Origin of the sequence: Microcoleus sp. B5-D4, assembly GCF_036705145.1 — a bacterium.
Lineage (GTDB): Bacteria > Cyanobacteriota > Cyanobacteriia > Cyanobacteriales > Microcoleaceae > Microcoleus.
The window spans coordinates 21,689-36,865 of record NZ_JAUBTV010000035.1 but is presented as its reverse complement, the minus strand read 5'-3'; the positions used below and the strand labels follow the sequence as shown (position 1 = coordinate 36,865).

Annotated in this window: 10 protein-coding genes; 5 read left to right on the top strand and 5 right to left on the bottom strand. The window is 48.6% G+C overall.

Going from position 1 to position 15,177, the window contains the following annotated elements:
• Positions 1 to 174 precede the first annotated feature (174 nt).
• Both QUB10_RS17455 and QUB10_RS17450 read left to right on the top strand, forming a co-directional pair.
• Positions 175 to 537, top strand: coding sequence for a hypothetical protein (locus tag QUB10_RS17455; protein ID WP_333204008.1), 363 nt, complete (start codon positions 175 to 177; stop codon positions 535 to 537).
• 351 nt (positions 538 to 888) lie between these two features.
• Positions 889 to 1,911 (top strand): tetratricopeptide repeat protein, encoded by a 1,023-nt coding sequence (locus tag QUB10_RS17450; protein WP_333204006.1) that lies wholly within the window; start codon positions 889 to 891, stop codon positions 1,909 to 1,911.
• Between the two features lie 88 nt (positions 1,912 to 1,999).
• On the opposite strand, the gene QUB10_RS17445 is transcribed toward QUB10_RS17450, so the two are convergent.
• The 3 genes from QUB10_RS17445 to QUB10_RS17435 all read right to left on the bottom strand — a co-directional run bounded on the left by QUB10_RS17445 (position 2,000) and on the right by QUB10_RS17435 (position 5,174).
• Positions 2,000 to 2,746: a hypothetical protein gene (locus QUB10_RS17445; RefSeq protein ID WP_333204004.1), complete on the bottom strand. Its 747-nt coding sequence runs from the start codon at positions 2,744 to 2,746 to the stop codon at positions 2,000 to 2,002.
• A gap of 728 nt (positions 2,747 to 3,474) precedes the next feature.
• Positions 3,475 to 4,197, bottom strand: a complete 723-nt coding sequence (locus QUB10_RS17440; protein WP_333204002.1) for a pyridoxine 5'-phosphate synthase — start codon at positions 4,195 to 4,197, stop codon at positions 3,475 to 3,477.
• A gap of 191 nt (positions 4,198 to 4,388) precedes the next feature.
• Positions 4,389 to 5,174, bottom strand: coding sequence for a nucleotidyltransferase domain-containing protein (locus QUB10_RS17435; protein WP_333204000.1), 786 nt, complete (start codon positions 5,172 to 5,174; stop codon positions 4,389 to 4,391).
• 273 nt (positions 5,175 to 5,447) lie between these two features.
• On the opposite strand from QUB10_RS17435, the gene QUB10_RS17430 reads away from it, so the two are divergent.
• From QUB10_RS17430 to QUB10_RS17420, 3 genes are all read left to right on the top strand, one after another.
• Positions 5,448 to 6,308, top strand: coding sequence for a Tab2/Atab2 family RNA-binding protein (locus QUB10_RS17430; RefSeq protein ID WP_333153802.1), 861 nt, complete (start codon positions 5,448 to 5,450; stop codon positions 6,306 to 6,308).
• A gap of 353 nt (positions 6,309 to 6,661) precedes the next feature.
• Complete coding sequence (locus QUB10_RS17425; RefSeq protein ID WP_333203998.1) at positions 6,662 to 7,957, top strand: TldD/PmbA family protein; 1,296 nt, start codon at positions 6,662 to 6,664, stop codon at positions 7,955 to 7,957.
• A gap of 170 nt (positions 7,958 to 8,127) precedes the next feature.
• Entirely contained in the window at positions 8,128 to 9,084 is a 957-nt protein-coding gene (locus tag QUB10_RS17420) for a GDSL-type esterase/lipase family protein (RefSeq protein WP_333203996.1), read from the top strand.
• 165 nt (positions 9,085 to 9,249) lie between these two features.
• Here the strand turns inward: QUB10_RS17420 and QUB10_RS17415 are convergent, their stop codons facing one another.
• Both QUB10_RS17415 and QUB10_RS17410 read right to left on the bottom strand, forming a co-directional pair.
• Positions 9,250 to 14,754, bottom strand: coding sequence for a S8 family serine peptidase (locus QUB10_RS17415; protein ID WP_333203994.1), 5,505 nt, complete (start codon positions 14,752 to 14,754; stop codon positions 9,250 to 9,252).
• A 24-nt stretch (positions 14,755 to 14,778) separates the two neighbouring features.
• Entirely contained in the window at positions 14,779 to 14,919 is a 141-nt protein-coding gene (locus tag QUB10_RS17410; protein WP_333203992.1) for a hypothetical protein, read from the bottom strand.
• Positions 14,920 to 15,177: the final 258 nt, after the last annotated feature.

Sequence of the window (15,177 nt, the reverse complement as noted above, 5' to 3'; positions counted from 1 at the left end):
TAAAAAATATAATTTTGTATCTGCCTTTAGATACATTTTTGATCTTTCTTTAGGTATACTTTGTTAAAAGGACTTACGGTAGAGCCTGCGTCAGCTACGCTATGGCAGAGCCTGGTAGCGGCTACTGTTTTTACTTTTAGTAGTGCTTTAAAAACATAAAAGCCAGTGCCAAGCATGAATCATTTAGAACTCGAACAAGAAATTGGGAAGATGGCTAGAGCGATGATGACTCGCAATAGCTTAATTGGTAAGGATTTGATTGCCGATCTCAGAGGGCGGCTGTCTGTTGACAGTGTAGCTGCTTTGATGATTGTCAGTATTGAGCGTTTGATTTGGTATGACTGCGAGTCCGTGATCTGGAGTTTGAGTTATTTGATTCCTGCTGACGTGATGGAAGAAATTCGCCGGATTACTGCCCTGGTTGTTTGCCAGCGGTTGATGGGCAAGGGTTTTGTGCTGGGGAAAGATTTTAGTATTGATGGAAGAGGCCAGTTGATGTTGAGTGAGAATGCTAAAACAGCGGTTGTGGTTGCTTGAGTTGGGCAAGCACAAGTTGGATCTATTAGCACTATGAGAGTTGCAGTTAGACTTGGGGCGCCCTAGGACTCTTTGTGTAACTGCAAACCTAATTCGGGATGGGGTAAGAGTTGCGTGATTCACGCAGAGTTAAGATTCGCAGCAGCTCTAAAAAACGATGAGTGCGGTTAGCTAAAAGACCATTTTACGAGAGAAAAATAGTTAGTATCAACGGCTAATTGTTGAGGTTGTTAGTAGCAGTTTGTACCGGCGATCGCCCTGTATCAAATTTTTCAGATTTTTAGTGGAATTACAGTTTTACTCCAGGTATGGTTTCATGTAGAATCATACCTAAGATAGATACAAAATATTATGAACTTAATTCAAAACTTGGAAGCGGCTTGGTATTACCATCTGGGCTCGCGCCACCTCGAAGCTAACGATGATCATGGTGCTCTGGCGAACTTTAACAGAGCTTTGAAGTTGCAATCAGATCATTATAAGGCTTGGTTCGGCCGAGGTATGGCTCTGGGGAAATTAGAACGGCACTTAGAGGCGCTGAAGAGTTTTGATGAGGCCTTGGCGGTGGAGCCGAATGCGAGCTTTGGCTGGCACAACCGGGCTATTGCTTTAGGAAAGTTGGGCCGCCCTTTGGAGGCTCTCAATAGTTTTGACCGGGCTCTGGAGTTCAGTCCGTGCGCGGCGAGTATTTGGCACAACCGGGGACTGACGCTGATCGATATGGGGCTTTACCAGAAGGCGGTTCTGAGTTTTGATCGCTGTTTAAATTTGTACCCGGAGGCTGCTTGGGCATGGTACAACCGAGGTAATGCCCTGTTGGAACTCAAGCTTTACTATCAGGCGCTCAACAGTTTTGACCGGGCGATCGAGTTTAACCCAGACGACGCAAAGGCTTGGTACAATCGCGGTATAGCTGCCAACTCAATGGGACTTTACAAACAAGCAGTGGCTAGTTTTAGCCGATCGATCGCTCTACAACCGGGCAGAGCCGATGCTGTGGGCGAACGGAGAGTTGCTTTGGAGAAATTAGTAGGTTTAAATCAGAGAAATGCCAAGTTCACTCCCACTTCTGAGCGTCCCTTTGAAGATTATTTAATTTGGTACAACCGGGGTGTGGAATTGGCGCGAAAAGGCTGCTACTCTGAGGCGATTGCTTGCTACGAAACAGTCTTAGAAATAACTCCTGATTTTGCTAATGCTTTTTACAATAAAGCTTGCTGTTATGCGCTATTGGGATTTGCTGATTTGGCCCTTGACAATTTGCAGCGGGCTGTTGAGTTTATCCCTAATTTATACCGAGAGCTAGCTTTAGCTGACTCTGATTTAAGCTGCATTTGGAAACAAGAACGTTTTGAAGCGCTGATCCAAGGTTGATTTTACAAAAAAAATAGCTCGCCAATGGGGCGAGCTATTTTTTTTGTGGCGCAAATTCGATCGCCCGACTGTATTTGTGCAATCTTTGCTATTGCACAGAAACTTTGATGGAGGACTTGACCGGCCTCTTGGCAACTACGATTACCCGGTAAGTGCCGGATTCCGGTAGTTGAGCAAAAGTTTGACCTTCGCCTTGATCCAGGAGTTGTCCCATCGGAGATTCGATCGCCAGATCTAGATTTTTGGTGCTAGCTGTCACCCTAATTGTCTGTCCCTGCTGGCCTTGAACCGTGATGGGCTGGATTTGGTAGCCGGACATTTTGAGTTTGACTGTGGCTTGTTTTTCCTTGAATGCTATGGGAATTGCGCGATCGGGCCTATAAGTCCACTTGGCGTTAAAGTCGCGTCCCAGTACGAAGCTGGTGGTTTCACCTTTCGGGGTAACTCGCACGCGATAGATGCCTGACTCTGGCAACTGGCCAATCCACTGATTGTCTGCTTTTTCAATAACCCCCATATTTTCACCATTGGGACTGTACAGTTCGGCTGTCAGTTGTCCCGCCCACAGGGAGAGAGTGAGTTCTCGCCCTTTGATGCCTTCAAAAATATAGGTGGTGGGTTGGTTGATTGTTTCTCGGATTTCCGAGGTTGACATTCGCTTGATCGGTTCGAGGTTTGAAACTGATTCAGAAGTAACGGGTTTGTTAAGGGTTTCTGTAATTTCCGAGGCAGCCATCAGCTCGCTCGGTGCAATTTTTGGGGCTACTGGGCTGGCAAATACTGATTTTGCCGTCATCATGAGTAGCATTCCAGTCAGTAAAATTAGTTTTTTCATGTCGCACTTCCGAGGGGGGTAAGGAATTGTATATGGTTACTTGTGTTTGCCTGTTTTCACCGGATTAAATCGGGCGATCGCACAGAGGCTACAGGAGGATATAGGATACACGTAAATATCCCGTACTTGCACAAAATCTGCTGGTAGCAAATTGGCAGTGCGGGAGCTAAGTAGTAGCCTCAGTTTGTCGGGGCATTTCAATGATACTCCCTACCTATAATATCATCACAGAATATTAGTAATTTGGTCGAGGAAAATTCCAGCTTTTTCCGAGGAGCTTGCTCAAAAAAATGCCCACACGCAAAAAACGCGGTGTCTTGGCTCTGGGAGGAGCGTTGCTACTAGAACACGGCTAGCACCCCACGGGGTTACGGCCCCTAGTGTTACTTCATTCTTTACCGAAAGCATCCAGGATACCCGCCACGTGATTCATCCGTCGAGAAATAAAAAACCTGTATCCGATGAAACTTGCCGAACGTATTTATCTCGCGCAAGTCAATGCTTCAATTCTAAAATCTAAAATCTAAAATCTAAAATCTAAAATCGATTGACGATCGCCTAATTATCTAGGGCGCTGCTAACCCCACCTTACCATATTTGTAGCGTGTCAAACCATTTTCTACGTAAGTTTTGATACTGTATGTTTGTAGGGCGGATTTAGTTATTATCTAAGATAAAAACGAGTTTATCACTACCAAATCCGCCCTACCACACGAGGTTAATTTGTACTACGAACCTGCCAGAATTTTTAGGTAAGCTTGTACTGTGTTGGACAACCCCATTTCTAGCGCTTCCGCAATTAAAGCATGACCAATTGATACTTCTAGTATATCAGGAATCGAGCAAAATTTAGCTAAGTTTTGCAAATTTAAATCATGTCCGGCATTCACCCCTAAACCTGCTGATTGAGCGGCTTTAGCTGCTAAGACATATTGTTGAAAAACAAAGTCTACTCTACCTTCGCGAAAAGCAGTTGCGTAGGGTTCCGTGTACAGTTCTACTCTGTCTGCTCCAACTTCTTTTGCTAGCGGCATGAGAGCAGCATCTGCGTCCATAAACAAGCTGACTCTGATGCCGTTGTCTTTTAATTTTTCAATGATTGGTAAGAGCCGATCGCGATTTTCGGGAATATTCCAACCGCTATCGGATGTTAGCACGTCAGGAGCGTCTGGCACCAAGGTACACTGAGCCGGTTTTACGTCGCAAACTATATCCATAAATGGCGGCTGAAATGGATTTCCTTCGATGTTGAACTCAACGGTTAGCATTTTGGCTAATTCGTAAACATCGGCGGCTTTGATATGCCTTTCGTCGGGGCGGGGATGGACTGTAACGCCATGAGCTCCAGCAGCAATTACTGTTTTTGCGGCTTCAGTAACGCTGGGGATGCCGATGTTTCGAGAGTTTCTGAGGAGGGCGATTCTGTTGATGTTGACGCTGAGTTTTGTCATGGGATGTTAATCTTTAAAGTTGAACTCACATCTTGCATCTTTCTCAAGAACGGGCAAGATGCCCGTTCCACAAAGAGTAGATTTTCCTGTGGAACAGGCCGAAAAGCCTGTTCAAAAAAGGATTATTGACAGTGGTGCAAGATATAAGTTGATAATACTATATTAATCGCTTTCGGGACGAAACTTTGAGCCTAGGGCGGTAGTGTTAGGGCATTGTCAGAGGAAAAATTAGCTTGTGCAAGCGGTAAAGTTTCTGCAAAAAAAGCCTCAGCTATTTGCTGTTTTACTGCCAAATCTTCAAGATTTGCAATGCAGAAAAGCGGTGCGACGCGATCGACTATTGGGCGCGGAAAATCTCGGCTAAAATATTTTAGTTCAAAATCGTATCTGTGGGGACGGTAAATCATGCCCAACAGTTCGACTAATGGTAGAAGCGTCCAATTGTGATAGTTGCCGATCGCATCTACTAAATGTCCGCGATAAATCTCTTTTTTTACCAGAGGTTGCAGTAAATCGAAACGGATTTTAAGGTCGTTGAATCTCGACTGCATTGTAGATAAATGTTTGCTTCGATCCAAAAGAGGCGGTACAATTAGATTAGCTTTGTCAAAGGCGATCGGCACTTTCCCGTGTCTCTCTATTTCCAGGAAATCGTTGGGGCTGCTGCGCCGAAAAACAGCGAAATCAATCAGCAAGAACGGCGGGCTTTCTTTCAGCCGCCAGAAGCACTGCGATTGACCGTGCCAAGCGGGTTCGGGAACTCGATATTTGAGTTCTATCTCGCCAATTTCTGCGAGGGCTTGTTCAACAATCTCAAATGTTTCTTCCACGCAGTTATCTTCAACCACAACCGCAATATCTAGGTCTGACCACTCGTCGGTGTATCCGTGGGCTGCTGAACCTCCTTGCCATAAAGCGAGAACATAATCTAAAGGTTGTAAAGTAGAAACAATCTTTTCGAGAATGATTTGTCTCATGGAATCAAGCTATACTGTTTGTTTTCCCTGGCTTGCACAAGTTTAACAAACGATCGCGTGTTGAGAGAGCTCCGCGACTGTTCTCCGAGGAGTTGCTAATGCTTCCGGTTGTGCACTCCTGCCAAAAATTACACGGGAAGCTGCAAGGGAGAGTGGCAATCTTTGAGAAAGTGCGATCGCCCTTGAAAGTGAAAATCAGCCTTAAATTGTCAGAATCAGAAACTTGCCCGCTGTCCGGTAACATGAGAAAGGATTAATTTTTAACAGCGCGGCATGGCTACTATTTGGGAACTCGACTTTTACAGCCGTCCAATCATAGACGAGCGAGAGAAAAAAAAATGGGAAGTGTTAATCTGCGAAAGCCCGCTGAATGTAGGCGACAAGGCCGAATCTCTGTTTCGCTACTCGCAATTCTGCTCCAGTTCTACCGTGAATTCCCTGTGGCTGGCGGGTGCAATTAAAGAGGCGATCGCCGCAGCACCGAAACGACCTGAAAAAATCCGCTTTTTCCGCCGCCAAATGGCGAACATGATTACTAAAGCCTGTGAGGATTTGGATATTCCCGCCGCCTGCAGCCGCCGCACCCTCGCCCTTAGCCTGTGGCTGGAAGAACGGATGCAAGACGTTTATCCCGCCGAACCGGGCTATCAACCGGTTGTGAACCCGAGCGTTCAATTTGTACCTGAAACGCCGGTTGCGCTGCCGGATGCTTTAATCGGCGAAAAATGGGCGTTTGTGAGTTTGCCGATCGCAGCTTTTGACGAAATGTCCGAGTGGGATATCGGATTTGGCGAAGCTTTCGGACTGCCGATGACACGCCTCGCCCCAGAAACGCAAATTCCGGGACTAATTATCTACTCGTCGAGAGCAACCGCTTTGGCAGGTTGGATGTCGGGTTTAGAGTTGGCTTTTCTGAAATTTGAGAGCGGCCCACCCGCTAGGCTGGTATTAGATACGGGAGCTAACGATCGCTGGATTTTAGCTAATCTCAGAGACGCAGCAACTGAGAGAGAAGCGAAAGGATTTGAAGCCGCGAAAAACCAAGCAAAAAAAGTACATTTCTTAGCAATTCAGTCGAATCCCGAATCGGAATCTTTTGCAGGATTTTGGCTCTTGCACGAACTAACTATTTAGTCATCAGTCATTAGTCATTAGTCATTAGTCATCAGTCAGTTGTTAGTAGTCAGTTGTTAGTAGTCAGTTGTTAGTTGTTAGTAGCAGTTAATAATCTACCGTTATTTAGTCTAGAGTTAACAGCTAGATTGACTAATAACGAATAACTCATATAGCGGTTCTCAAATAATTGAGGTATGCTTTTCAGTCCAAGACCCGCGAGGCCTATGCTCTACGAGCATCTCATGTTACTGAGCAAGGCTATAACTAATAACTACTGACTAATGCCAACTGCCAACTGCCAACTGCCAACTGACAACTGACAACTGCCAACTGCCAACTGCCAACTGACTAATTACCAACCACCGAGAACAATGACCAATCACCAATCAGCAGAACAACTGCTAGAACTAGCCACCAAAGCAGGTGCAGAAGCTGCTGAGGTATTGGAATCGCAATCGCTCTCACGGCCGGTCTTTTTTGAAGCAAACCGCCTCAAACAGCTAGAAACCGCCCAAGCAGAAGGCATTGCCCTGCGGCTGTGGCGGGATGGGCGGCCGGGTTTGGCGGTGGCCTACGGGCCCGTGGAACTGCAAATTTTGGTGGACAGGGCGATCGCGCTTTCGCAACTCAACGAACCGGAAACCATCGAACTCGGCACCGGTGAGAAAGTTGTTTATCCCGATCGCGGAGTGTCGGTGCCGGCCGAACAGCTAGTAAACTGGGGCAAAGAGGCGATCGCGATCGTCCGCGAAGCCTATCCAGAAAGCCTCTGCACCGCCGAACTCGACTGCGAAATCGAGAGCACCCGTTTGGTGAACACCAAAGGCTTGGATTCCAGTCACACCGACACCACCCTCAGCGGTTACTTGTCAGCAGAATTAGTGCGGGGCGAAGATTTCCTCAACATTTGGGAAGGCGAAACCGAACGCGGCACCCTCGACTTAAACACCAGCGCCAAGCGGGTTTTGCAGCGTTTAGAATGGGCAAAAGACAATGTAGCCCCCGCCACGGGCCGCGTGCCGGTGCTATTTACAGCCAAAGCCGCCGACTTGCTGTGGGGGACTGTCTGTGCGGCGTTGAACGGCAAACAGGTACTCGAAGGCGCTTCGCCTTGGAACGATCGATTAGGCCAACAAGTGACATCGCCCCTTGTCACCCTCTCGCAGCAGCCGGATATCGGGCCCTATAGCTGTCCTTTTGATGACGAAGGTACTCCCACTCGGGCGATCGTCTTTATCAACAGCGGAGTGTTACAGCTATTTTATACCGATCGCACCACCGGTCGAGCCTTGGGCAGCGGCACCACCGGCAACGGATTTCGCCCGGGTTTGGGCAGCTATCCCACGCCGAGTTTGTTCAATGTTTTGATTAAGCCAGGTTCGCTTTCGCTAATAGATTTAATCGCTCAATTAGACGACGGAATTGTAGTCGATCAAATGCTTGGTGGCAGTGCCGGAATTTCCGGCGATTTTTCAATTAACGTCGATCTCGGCTACCGAGTCAAAAAAGGTCAAATAGTCGGCAGAATTAAAGACACAATGGTAGCTGGCAACGTCTACAGCGTCCTCAAACAATTAGTAGAATTGGGAGGAGACTCCGAGTGGAATGGTTCTTGCCAAACACCGTCTCTAATTGTAGAGGGATTGTCCGTCATCGGCAAGAATTAAAGTCAGTTGTTAGTTGTCAGTTGTTAGTTGTCAGTTGTTAGTTGTCAGTTGGCAGTTGTCAGTTGTTAGTTCTCAGTTGTCATCAATCAACAGTCAACAGTCAACAGTCAACAGTCAACAGCCAACAATTCCCAATTCCCCATGCCCCATGCCCTATTCCCACACATAATATGCGTATTTGTTTTATCGGCGATTCTTTTGTCAACGGTACTTGCGATCCCAAATGTCTCGGTTGGACAGGACGGATTTGCGCGGCTGCTTGCGGACAAGGAAACGATATTACCTACTACAATTTAGGAATAAGGGGAGAAACCAGTGCCGATATAGAAACTCGCTGGTTCAGCGAAGTTTCTTGCCGCTTACCTCACTACTGTGACGGCAGAATCGTATTTTCCTTTGGCGTCAACGACACTTACCTAGAAAACGAAAAAATTCGCATAGAAGTTGAGAAATCAATTGAAAATGCCCGCTCTATTCTCACGTCAGCCAAAAATATATTTCCAGTATTAATGGTAGGGCCACCGCCAGTTATTGATGCCGATCGCACAAGGCGGATTGCCAACTTATCCGAACAGTTTTCCCAAGTTTGCCACGAGTTAAATGTGCCTTATTTAGATGTTTGCACCCCGCTGCAAAACTCGGAAATTTGGCATAAAGAACTTACCGAAAATGACGTTTCCCATCCCCGCGCCGCCGGTTATGCTGAATTGGCTAAAATAGTTCACAATTGGGACGGTTGGAAAGCTTGGTTTAAAAATATCAATATCTCAGATCAAGAGACAGTCACGCTGTTCCGAGCCGTCGGCAAAAAAGAAATGGAACTGATTAAAGAAAGCGATTTTCTGGCATTTCCGCCGCGACTGTCTTTTCAGCCTATTTTTTATCCCGTACTCCACAAAGCATATGCCATACAAATTGCACGAGATTGGAATACAAGAGATGCAGCATCGGGATATTTCGGCTATGTAACCCGGTTTCGAGTTTTGGCTGAATTCTTAAAAAAATATCCCGTCCAAACTGTCGGCAGTTCGATTCATCAAGAATATTGGATTCCGGCAGAAGAATTGGCTCAATTTAATCAAAACATTGTCGGAAAAATTGAAATTTTTGCGGAATATCAACCGTAGAATAGGAGGAAATCATCCTTGAATTCAATCGGTTTGAAGTGATAAATTTTGACTGGTACGGCACTCTGAATAGAGTGGGAAAGGGTAAAAAAACGCAGATCAACGCAAAATGGTAAAATTCATCTGCGTTAATCTACGTGTATCTGCGGTTAAAAAAAGCCGCTTCTAAATGAAAGTGAAATAAGGTTGATCGAGATTCAAATCCATCACCCCTTGCACCGTGGCAATTAAATCATCGGATTCACCGGGTTTTTTGAGGAAAATGCTAGTAACATTCCCCGAAAGCGACAGCGAATAATTGTCCTTAATTCCCGAAAGGACGATCGCATCCTCCGCAGAATTAAAGTCACTAATCACAGCATTACCATCACCAGAGTAGTAGATTTTATCACTATCTCCCAGCAAGAAACGGTCATTACCTTCCCCGCCAGTCAAAGTATCAAACTCCCCAACTCCTGGGTTAGTAGCACTCGGATCGATACCTGCTAAAGTATCATCCCCAACGTCACCGCTAACAACATCATTACCGCTGCCGCCGAGCAAGAAATCCTTATCTAACTGACCAAAAATGCTGTCATCTCCCGCATCGCCGCCGATAGAATCATCGCCCTTTCCACCAAAAATTATATCGTTACCGTCTCCTCCCAAAACAACATCCAAGCCTTTATTTGCGTACAGCGAATCATTACCGCCGCCACCTAAGATGCCGTCGGAAGCTTTACCGCTGTAAACAATATCATTGCCATTCCCAGCATCGATAAAGTCGGTGCCAGCATTGCCCAATAGCGAATCTTCGCCGTCATTGCCCTGGATATTATCAGCACCATCTAAGCCGAAAATCGTATCGTCTCCTGCTAAACCATCCAGTGCGTCAGCTTGGGGAGTTCCGAAGAACAAATCGCTAAGCTGCCCGCCATTGAAAGTAGAATCAACGGTAGTATTCGGACTCGGAATCGGAATGCTGGGCGTTAAAATTTGGGGGCCGTCAGGCGTGGGAGTTGGGGTAGGTGTGGGTGTGGTTGTGAGTGGGGGTAGAGATGGAGGAACAAAGCGATCGAGAATAGTATTTCCCGACAAACCTGCAACAGTTTCGATAAATCCGCTGCCGGGGCCATTGCTGGTGGGAGAATCGAAGAAATTGAGAATTTCGATGTCATCTGCGGCGTTGATTTTACCGTCTTGGTTGATGTCTACTAGCAAGGTAGTACCGCTGCGATCGACTCCGACTTTACCGGGACTTAGAAATAAAGCTGCGGTAACACCCGTGACAACCAGGCTGTCAGTGCCGGCACCTGCTTGAATCTTGCTGGCGGCGGATTGTGTGGGGTCGAGGATAAAGGTATCGTTGCCGCCACCACCGGTGAGGATGTCGGCGCCGCCGTTGCCGATTAAGCTTTCGTCGCTGCTGCTGCCGGTGATGGTATCGGCGAAAGTTGTACCGATGATAACTTCGATACCGGTGAGAGTATCAGTACCTTCGGCTGTGGAACTTCCCCCTGCGAGATTGATATTGACGGGACTCGGGAGAGTAGCATAAGACACCGTATCGATACCGGCACCGCCGACAATACTGTCATTGCCTTCACCGCCAACTAAAGAATCATCACCATCGCCGCCGTCGAGAGTGTCATTGTCTTCTCCGCCGAACAAAAAGTCATTGTCGGCACTACCAAACAAACTGTCATTCCCTTCAGCCCCGTACAGAGAATCTTTGCCATCTCCTCCATTGATAATGTCAGTACCTTCACCGCCCCACAGGCTGTCATCACCGGCAGCGCCTACCAGAGTATCGTTACCTTCGCCGCCGTCGAGAGTGTCGTCGCCATCGCCGCCATCGAGGTAGTCGTTGCCAATCCCCGTACCGAGAATTACGTCACCCTCCGCCTCACTAATCACAATGAGCTCGTCGCCGTTCAACACATCATTGCCAGCGTTGCCGAACAGCGAATCATTGCCTTGATTGCCCTCAATCTCATCGTTGCCGGCCAATCCGTCGATGCTGTCATCGCCGCTGCCACCATTGAGGAAATCATCTTCAGGAGTCGCCTTCAGCGGGAAACTCTTGAGAATATCTGCCCCTGAGAGATTGCCAACTTGTTCGATAAAACCGTCTCCTTGTTCGAGATTTGGTTCAGCGAAGAAGTCAAGAATCAACAAGTCGTCAGTCTCGTTAAAAATCCCGTCCTTGTTGAGGTCAATTAGCAAGTCGGTATCCAATTCGCCGCCCCGCGTGACGCCTGCCGTACCGGCGGCTAAGCCGATCGCCAGCGTGAGACCATTGAGAGTTAGACTATCGGTGCCGCTGTCGTCAGCAATGATGCTGCCCGCTGCGGAAGTACCATTTAACACGTAGAAGTCATTGCCAGTACCGCCAAACAGACTGTCGGCACCACCGCCACCTTCTAGGGTATCGTTACCGTCATCTCCGTAGAGTTCGTCATTGCCAAGGCCGCCATTGATACTGTCGTTATCTTCGCCGCCGCTTAGTTCGTCATTGCCGTCACCGCCTTCTAGGGTATCGTTGTCGTCACCCCCATCTGCAATATCGCTGCCGACACCGCCAGAAATAGAGTCATTGCCTTCGTTGCCATCTAAGTAGTCATCGCCGACATCTCCTGTGAGGGAGTCGGCACCGCTGCCGCCGCTTAGTTCGTCATTGCCGTCGCCGCCGGTGAGCAAATTATTGCCCAATTCATCGTCTAGGATGTCATTTCCCGCGCCGCCAATTAGGCTGTCGTTACCTTCGTCGCCATCTAAGTAGTCATCGCCGGCATCGCCAGAGAGGGAGTCGGCACCGCTGCCGCCGAAAACTCCGTCATCGCCGTCGCCGCCGGAGAGCAAATTATTGCCCGATTCATCTTCTAGGAAGTCATTTCCCTCGCCGCCAAAGAGGCTGTCGTCACCTTCCTCGCCATTTAAGTAGTCATCTCCGGCATTGCCTAGGAGGGAGTCATTTCCTCCTAGACCGGAAATTTCATCGTCACCTGCAAGGCCGTCGATGGTGTCGTTTTGGGCGCTACCTTCGATGGTATCATCGCCCGGTGTTGCCGGAGTTGGAGTTGGGCCGGGAGCTGGGGCTGGAGCTGGGCCGGGAGCTGGGGCTGGAGCTGGAGCTGGGGCTGGGCCGGGAGCTGGAGCTGGGGCTGGGCCGGGAGCTGGGGCTGGAGCTGGGCCGGGAGCTGGGGCTGGAGCTGGGCCGGGAGCTGGGGCTGGAGCTGGGGCTGGGGCTGGGGCTGGAGCTGGGGCTGGGGCTGGGGCTGGGGCTGGGCCGGGAGCTGGGGCTGGGGCTGGGGCTGGGCCGGGAGCTGGGCCGGGAGCTGGGGCTGGAGCTGGTGGAGAGCCGGGAATCTGACTGCTAGGCAGGTTGCCGACATTTTGGAAGCGGCCGCTAGTAGGCAAGTAAAAGTCTTCAATGGTCAAATCATCATTCACTTCTACCTTGCCGTCGGCATTCAAATCGATCAGCAAATTGTTACCTTTTTTGTCAATCCCGTTCTGCCCTACTGCGAGGGTGTTTGTCAGGGTGGCGTTGCTGAGGATTAAATTATTGGCGACACCACCAACATTTTTGATTTTGCTGCCTTTGGCTGTCTTGGCATCGAGGATGTAAGTAGTGTCTCCGATGCCTCCCACTAGAGAGTCGCTACCGCTGAAGCCTTCTAGGGTATCCCCGGTACCGGAGGCGACGAGGGTATCGTTGCCACGGCCGCCGTAGAGGGTGTTGGCTGCTTCGTTGCCGACTATTGAGTCATTTCCTTCGCCAGCAAAGGCATTTTCGATGATGCTGCCGAGGGCGATGGTGAGAGTTTGAGGAGGGAGTTCTTGTCCTGTAACTGTGCGGCCGGGTAGGGTACTTTGTCCACCGGGCGCTAGGTTGACGATAACGTTCTCACTGATGGCGGCAACGTTGATGATGTCGTTGCCATCAGTGTCGCTGAGAGTTTTGCGGGCAGAAGAGGCATCGGTGAAACTTGCGAACTCGTTGGTGTAGATGTAGGTGTTGTCGTTAATTAAGTCGTCGCCGTACAACCGCAAAGTTGCGCCGATGAGTTTGCCAGTGTTATTTTCACTGGTATTTTTGGGGTCGGGGGTGTCGCTATTATCTGAAATGTTCAGCGTCCAATCGCCAAGGCCGGTTTCTCCCCAGTGGCGGGCGCTGCTGAAGGTGTAGTTGATGGTTGTGCCTTTGAAACCGTAGTCTTTTGTTCCACTATTGCCAGCCTGGGTGTAGTAAGGGACACGATCGAGAATTATACTCTCGGTACCACCTGCGGTACCATCTGGTTTTGGAGCAATCAACTTGACTACTAAGTCTTGAAATTGACCGTGCTCGATATTCAAGTCTAGTTCGAGCTTGTCGATGTTGATGCCTTGAGTAATCTTGAAGGTTTGATCGATCCCTGCTGGCTTATTGTCGTCGATAACCACCCCCGATTCTGGCAGGGTCAAATTATCAATTTTCACTTCTCGGTTTATTTCATTGGCCGCAGTTGCTGCTTCATTTTTGGCAGTTCCCAATCCCGATCGCGGCTGCCAAGTTTCAGCCAAACGCACTGCTGCCGTAGCATCGACTAATCCGAAGCCGTAGTCGTGATTGACGTGGAGTCCGCCGCCGTTCCAGTTTTTAGCGCCGTTAAATGTCCAAGTATCGGCGTTGAGGCTAACGGCTGCGCTAACGTTCCCGATCGTGAAATTTTTCCACGACTGATCGGGGTCATTTTTCCGGGCTGAGTAAGCTAGGATTTCCTGAACGTCGCGGTAGCCGAGTTTGGGATTGGCTTGCAGGATTAAGGCTGCAACACCGGCAACCATCGGCGCCGCTGCTGATGTGCCGTTAAAGCCTGCGTGGTAGTTGGTGTTGGGAAAGTTTGTCTTGCTTTTGGCTGTTGCGTTTGTATTGTAGCCATCATTGCCTGTACGATCTATAGTGGCAATACTTTGGGGGAATTCGCTGCCGAAGGTTGAGACGAGAACCGGTGCACCCGGATTGCTGTATGTGGTAAAAACTCCTTGATTGTCGAGCGCTGCTACGGCAATTGTATAGCGGCTGTTTGACAAACGGCTTAAGTTGGCATTTCTCCCCCGCTGTTGCACTCCTGCTCTCAGGTTAGGGTTAAACTGTTGGCGATCGTTTCCCGCAGACCAGGCAAATACTGTTCCCAACTTATTGCGGCCGTTGGTGACAGCGTTTTGGATGCCTTTAACATCATAATCAACAAAGTTAAACAGTGGGCCCCAGCTATTGTTGGAAACGTCGAATTTATCCTGGGCCTGTAAACTGGTATTAGCCTCCTTAAAGTTGTAACCTGCGATCGTCGCTTCGTAAGCAATACCCACTGTACCGAGATCGTTTCTGTTAGCTCCGATAATGCCAGCTGCAGCCATACCGTGACTCTCACCAGGATTCTGTGGCAAGAAGCCGGGCTGGGAAAGCAGTTTATTGAAGTTGCCTGCGAAATCTTCGTGTTCCTCAACACCCTGATCGACGACACCTACTTTGATGCCTTTGCCCGTATACTGTGGCCACAGAGGGAGTACATTCAGGTCAATGCCGGGAGCATTTTCGACTTTCCTATTATTCTCAACTTTCTGTCCTGTGTTCAGCAGCCACCACTGATCCTTGGCTAGAGTATCTTTTAAGTCGTCTGGAAATCTGGATGAATTAGTCATAACAAGCCTCTCCTGATAATTTTCTTAACTGCTTCTGAAAGCGATCGGGTATGAGGAGAAGGCGATCTCATCTGCCATTAGATGAGATCGCCTTCTCCCCGCATCTCCCCTCAGATAGATGTTGTCATAGATTGGTGGCGATCGCTCCAGTAATTTACCAGACATAAAAATTACCTGTTAAAGTTCACAAATATCCAACTGCATATAGAACCCAAGCGATCGCAGGTTGAGTTTCGCTATCTCAATTATTTCTGTCGGTGGCTGTTTGTAGAAGTCGGAAAAGTCGGATCTTCCAGTCGGATAAGTCGGAAAAGTCGGATCTTTGGCGATGAGGGCGGTTGAGGGTTGACTTTTGAGGGGTGTTGTGTAACAGGAATTGAAGAGGTCAAATGGGCGAAAGAATCCTCAGCAAAGTGAGTCTCA

What these genes read in the sequence shown, in the direction of transcription:
- QUB10_RS17455 (WP_333204008.1), top strand. Translation starts at nt 175, where the DNA reads ATGAATCATTTAGAACTCGAACAAGAAATTGGGAAGATGGCTAGAGCG.
- QUB10_RS17450 (WP_333204006.1), top strand. Translation starts at nt 889, where the DNA reads ATGAACTTAATTCAAAACTTGGAAGCGGCTTGGTATTACCATCTGGGC.
- QUB10_RS17445 (WP_333204004.1), bottom strand. Translation starts at nt 2,746, where the DNA reads ATGAAAAAACTAATTTTACTGACTGGAATGCTACTCATGATGACGGCA.
- QUB10_RS17440 (WP_333204002.1), bottom strand. Translation starts at nt 4,197, where the DNA reads ATGACAAAACTCAGCGTCAACATCAACAGAATCGCCCTCCTCAGAAAC.
- QUB10_RS17435 (WP_333204000.1), bottom strand. Translation starts at nt 5,174, where the DNA reads ATGAGACAAATCATTCTCGAAAAGATTGTTTCTACTTTACAACCTTTA.
- QUB10_RS17430 (WP_333153802.1), top strand. Translation starts at nt 5,448, where the DNA reads ATGGCTACTATTTGGGAACTCGACTTTTACAGCCGTCCAATCATAGAC.
- QUB10_RS17425 (WP_333203998.1), top strand. Translation starts at nt 6,662, where the DNA reads ATGACCAATCACCAATCAGCAGAACAACTGCTAGAACTAGCCACCAAA.
- QUB10_RS17420 (WP_333203996.1), top strand. Translation starts at nt 8,128, where the DNA reads ATGCGTATTTGTTTTATCGGCGATTCTTTTGTCAACGGTACTTGCGAT.
- QUB10_RS17415 (WP_333203994.1), bottom strand. Translation starts at nt 14,754, where the DNA reads ATGACTAATTCATCCAGATTTCCAGACGACTTAAAAGATACTCTAGCC.
- QUB10_RS17410 (WP_333203992.1), bottom strand. Translation starts at nt 14,919, where the DNA reads ATGTCTGGTAAATTACTGGAGCGATCGCCACCAATCTATGACAACATC.